At 65.6% G+C, this 4,870-nt stretch carries 4 protein-coding genes and 1 pseudogene; 4 read left to right on the top strand and 1 reads right to left on the bottom strand.

Annotation, left to right across the window (positions count from 1 at the left end):
* Positions 1–92 (bottom strand): annotated as a pseudogene (locus tag V5B39_RS21845) (phosphoribosyl-AMP cyclohydrolase); the annotation flags it as partial.
* 513 nt (positions 93–605) lie between these two features.
* On the opposite strand from V5B39_RS21845, the gene V5B39_RS21850 reads away from it, so the two are divergent.
* The 4 genes from V5B39_RS21850 to V5B39_RS21865 form a co-directional block, all read left to right on the top strand.
* On the top strand, positions 606–1,484 hold the full coding sequence (locus V5B39_RS21850; RefSeq protein ID WP_332344922.1) for a hypothetical protein: 879 nt from the start codon (positions 606–608) through the stop codon (positions 1,482–1,484).
* A 165-nt stretch (positions 1,485–1,649) separates the two neighbouring features.
* The gene (gene pglZ, locus V5B39_RS21855; RefSeq protein ID WP_332344923.1) at positions 1,650–4,139 is read left to right on the top strand and encodes a BREX-2 system phosphatase PglZ; all 2,490 of its coding nucleotides are present in this window, start codon (positions 1,650–1,652) and stop codon (positions 4,137–4,139) included.
* Positions 4,140–4,259: 120 nt separating this feature from the next.
* Positions 4,260–4,478 (top strand): AbrB/MazE/SpoVT family DNA-binding domain-containing protein, encoded by a 219-nt coding sequence (locus V5B39_RS21860; protein ID WP_042331910.1) that lies wholly within the window; start codon positions 4,260–4,262, stop codon positions 4,476–4,478.
* The coding region (locus V5B39_RS21865; RefSeq protein ID WP_332344924.1) for a PIN domain-containing protein at positions 4,478–4,870 on the top strand (393 nt) is incomplete at its 3' end. The genes V5B39_RS21860 and V5B39_RS21865, both read left to right, overlap by 1 nt.

The raw sequence follows: 4,870 nt of genomic DNA on the forward strand, positions 1-4,870 counted from the left end.
ATGAAGGCGACCATCAGCACCTCGCCGTTATCGGCATCCTGGATCACGGCAGGAATCAACCCGCCCATTTTTTCAAAATCAATCTTGATCATGAAGCATGCATTCCTTGTGCGTTGAATGTTGACCAATACAGCAGCTTCGAGCGGCATTGGCGCCTGACGGCGCCCCTGGCGGGTGCGGACCGGTCAGTCTGGTCTCTGCGGGTCGTTGCACCGAGAAGAGCAGCGATTCCAGCATCAGGCTACCCGATGCTGGAGATCGGGGCCGCGGGGGGATCGGTGGAGCACCTGGCTGCCAAGAAGGCAGGACAGGAAATCCAATCGGCAGTCGGCGAGTATCGCTGACGCCGGGTGCAGCCGTCAATCTCAACTGGGAAGCCACGCACACCGGGATGGACGCCATGCGCCGGCGCGTCCGCATCTGCACCGTTGTCGCCGCTGCCAACGCCGATGCCCGCAAGTCGCTGGTCCGCCAGGCGCAATGCGAGTTCCAGATCCTCGAAGGCATCGACCATTCGGGCATCGTCAAGGTCAAGGATTACCAGGAGCGAACTCGGCCCGGCACTGACCTTCGATCACGACCCCTGGGCGATCCGGCTCGACTTCGTGCTGCGCGAAACGGGCGAACTGCGGGGCCACCCGCTCAGCGTCGACCAGCGCCTGCAGATCGTGCGAGATCTGGACGAGACGTTCAAGTATGCCCACCAGAAGCGCCTGTACCACCGCGCGCTGTGCCCGCAAAGTGTCCTGGTTCAGGACGTTGCCGGCGCGACGCCGCAGCGGCGCATCATGAACTGGAAGACGGGCGCGCGCAAAGGCACGCAGAACAGCGATAGGGTCGATCCGGTACGCCGCACGGTCGGCGGCACTATGCACGTCGAGGAGTATGTCGAGGACCCCGGTTTGGTCTACCTCGCCCCGGCAGCCTTCCGCGACAACCCGGGCACCCGCCGCCGCCGCGTGCGCGAGATGTTGTTCGAGCAACTGGGCGTCACCGACACCAACGACGTGTTCGCCACCTACCCGCTGTTGTGGCGCGGCACGAAGCGCGAGGTCGAGGTGCTGTTCGAGAACGTCCGCGAGATGTCGGACGAAAAGCTGCGCCGGTGCCTCGGCACCTGGACGGTGGTCATCGACTTCCCGTTCGACGATCCCAAGTTCACCCCCGCCGACGATCTGGCCGGTCTGGCCGACTATCGTGGCGACGACACGCAGACGCTGGTGTGGATGCCGTCGTTCTTCAGTGCGAAGGCGCAGCATGACCTGGGCGGCCTGCTAGACTACATCCTGACCGGCGAGCGCTTCAACGAACTGGCCGCGCACCGCGGGTCAGCGCAGGCGCTGCTGCGCAACCAGCGCGACCAGTTGCAGCAGCGGGTGCGGCAGTATCTGGAGGTGGCCTACGGCATCGCCGGCGACTCGCGCGACGCGGTCGTTAACCCGATGGCGCCCGAAGACCAGGCTGCTCGCCGGACCAGACGCTGACGCCGCTGCCGCCGGTGGGAGCGAACCTGAAATCGGCGTTCGAGGCGCTGCTCGACCAGCTTTTCAGGCACCAGTTCCCGGCGCACCCGGTCTTCGATGCCGAAGTCAGGCCTGCCGTGGTGAAAAAGGTGTGGCCTGAACTCGAGCGCGCCATCGGTAGCGCCGATGGACGTGCGCCTGCTGGGGACCGGGACCGCTGCCGCCGCCACTGCCTGGGTGGCGATGTCGTGGCGCGCCTGGCCCGCGCTCAGGTCTTTCGGCCCGACGCCTGGCGCATGGCACAGCAACTTCAAGGCACGCGAAACCGATGCGCGCCTCGGCCGCTTGCGCTGGATGGCCGAACTGCTGGTCGAGCGGGCGGGCACGGGCACCTATCCGCCCGTGCCCAACGGCTTTCTGGACATGGATACGGCGTGGCGTCACATCCTTGACCGCTGCCTGAGCTTGGATGCCTCGAAGCCGGATGCGGCCACCCTCTTGAACTGGTCTCTCGGCGCCGATTCAGCCGGCCATTTCGACGATCTACCCGAGCAAGCGAAGCCGCAGATCGCCGCTTGGCTGGGCGACTCGGCGGGAGCAGTAGGCACCCTGGTCATGCGTTGCGTGACGGCCGGCAACACGCGGGATGCCGTCCCGCTCGGACTGGTGTGTGGCGTGGTCTTGTCGGCTCAGGGGGAAGGTGTGCACGAGCTTGCCGCCGCCGCGATCCGCCTCGAACGCTTCATCGGCGACCAGCGCATCGGCGTCGCCGAAGGACGCCGGTGGGCCGCTGACGCAGCGAAGTGTTTGCAGGCCTTGACGCCGGCCCTGCGTGGCGAGGTGAGCGAACGCGCCGAGTGGCTGCTGCGCGAGCTTCATGTCGATGCCTACGGACACCTGAGCGACGCCCTTCCGCTCGGTCTCGAGCAACGGCTCGGGCTGCTTGCCGACGCGCTCAAGGCCTTTATCGCCGAGCCATCGATGGCACTGCTACAGGCCATCGAAGGGTCGGCTGATGCGGTCGCGCACCATGCTCTGGCCGACGCGGCAAGCACGCGTATGCTGCGGGTGCAGATGGCGGTTCGCCTGTGTCGATGGATGATGGCCGACCGGCCCGAGCGCAAGGGCCGCAGTGGACGTCCGGCAACCGGATTCGCTGACCTCGTGCAGTCGTGCGCCCGCGAGGGCGCCTTCGTCGATTGGGCGCGCTTCAAGCTGATCGGCGGGGACGAATTGCCAGGCCTGTCTTCGGCCTTCGTTGCCCTGCGCGACGCGGCGCCCAAGAAGGCGGATGCCTTCAATCAGACCTTCGCCCAATCCTTGCAGGTCTGGAACCGTGAGCCGCGGGCGGAGGCTGCCTGCATGCCGGTCGAGGCGATCATCGAGCGCGTGCCCGCCCCGCTGGCGCGGCAGACGCCGGTGCTGCTGCTGGTCGCGGATGGCCTGAGTTACAGCATCTTCCGGGAGCTATGCGAGGACCTGGAGGCACTCGGCTGGGACGAGCAGCTTGCCGGGGCAACGCCGACACTGGCGGTCGGCATCGCCGCGCTGCCGACGATCACCGAAGTGAGCCGCAGCAGCCTGTTGTCGGGACGCCTGGCGGTCGGCGCGGCGGCGCAGGAGAAGCCCGCATTCGCCACGCATCCGGCGCTCGTCGGCGCGTCGCGCGCCGGGAGGGCACGGGTGGTCTTCCACAAAGGCGATCTCGCAGACGCCGAAGGCCTGTCATCGACCGTTCGCGACGCCATCGCCTCGACGCAGCAGCAGGTAGTCGCCGTGGTCTACAACGACGTCGACGACCACCTGAGCGGATCGAACCAGATTCAAATGCGCTGGACCATCGACGATCTGCGTCTGCTCGGGCCATTGCTGAGCGAGGCGCGTCGCGCGCGACGGGTGGTGATCGTCACCGCCGACCATGGCCATGTGATCGACGACGGCACGGTGCAGCGTGGCCAGGGGGAGGGTGACCGCTGGCGACTGCCGTCGGGCACGCCGGACGCGAGCGAACTGGTCTTCGTGGGTGGCCGGGTGAAGGTGGCATCAGGCAACGCAGTGGTTTGCGCGTGGTCGGAGGGCGTGCGGCACGGGGCCAAGAAGAACGGCTATCACGGCGGCGTATCGGCGCAGGAGGTTGTTGTGCCGCTGAGCGTATTCACGCCGCGCAACATGGCACTGAAGCGCTGGCAGGTGGCCGCAGCGCCGCAGCCCGACTGGTGGGCGCCGTTGGAGGCTACGTGGCCGGCAGCTGCGCCTGAAGCGCCGTCGCCCGCCAGGAAGGCAGCAAAGCCGGGAGCGGCAGCCGTGCCGCAGCCTGACCTGTTCGGCGGAACCTTGCCGGTCGTGGCGCCCGGGCGCGAAGTGGATTGGATAGCCGCGCTGCAGGCGACGCCCGCTTATGCGGCACAGAAGGCCCTGGCCGCGCGTGTGGCCCCGGCCGATGCCGAGGTGCGTTCCCTGCTGGAGGCGCTGGTGGCGCGCGGCGGGAAGCTTTCGAAAGCGGCGCTCGCGCAGCGACTCGGCATGCCCGCGATGCGCATCAGCGGCTTTGTCAACGCCGCGAAGCGCGTGCTGAATGTCGATCAGGCCGCTGTGCTGGTGCTCGACGAGACCGCAGCTACGGTGGAGTTGAACCGGGAATTGCTGGCGCGGCAGTTTCGGGTGACGATGCGATGAGGGGCGGGTTGCGACTAAGCGCAGGCTCCCTACCTCTTCACCTCGCTGGAACGGCAAGTTGCTTTTTTGTTTGTTCCTTACGATAATTATAGGAGTAAGGAATTTAACGAGGAGCCGGCCATGACTACAGAAGCCACTTTGACCAGCAAGGGGCAAACGACCATTCCCAAGGAGATCCGGGACAGCCTTCGGATGAAAGCAGGAGATCGCATGACCTTTACGCTGATGCCGGACGGCACCGTGGTGATGCGGGTGAAGAGCAAGCGCTTTAACGACCTGGCGGGGATGTTGTACCAGGAAGGTCGGGCGGCTGTTCCCATCGAGCAGTTATCGATCTGATGCTCGGGATCGACACCAACGTTCTTGTGCGCTTCCTCGTTCGAGACGACGCCCAGCAGTTCGAGATCGTGCACAAGATTATTGAACGAGAGGTGCTGGCCAGCCGCCGCGTTTTCGTGAGCCAACTCGTTCTCCAGGAAATGGAATGGGTGTTGCGCAGTCGGTATGGCTTTTCCAAGCCCCAGATCCAGGGGGTTGTTTCCGGCTTGCTGGACTCCATGGATTTCGAGTTGGAAGATGAGGCTGCCGTTGAGCAGGCGATTTTCGTCTGGAAAGACCATTCCGCTGGGTTCTCGGATTGCTTGATCGGCGCCAGGAATCGGAGGATGGGGTGCACTACGACGGCAACTTTCGATGTGAAGGCATCCAGACTACCCTGGTTTGTCGAGGCA

The sequence above is a fragment of the Accumulibacter sp. genome, from assembly GCF_036625275.1.
Taxonomy (GTDB): domain Bacteria; phylum Pseudomonadota; class Gammaproteobacteria; order Burkholderiales; family Rhodocyclaceae; genus Accumulibacter.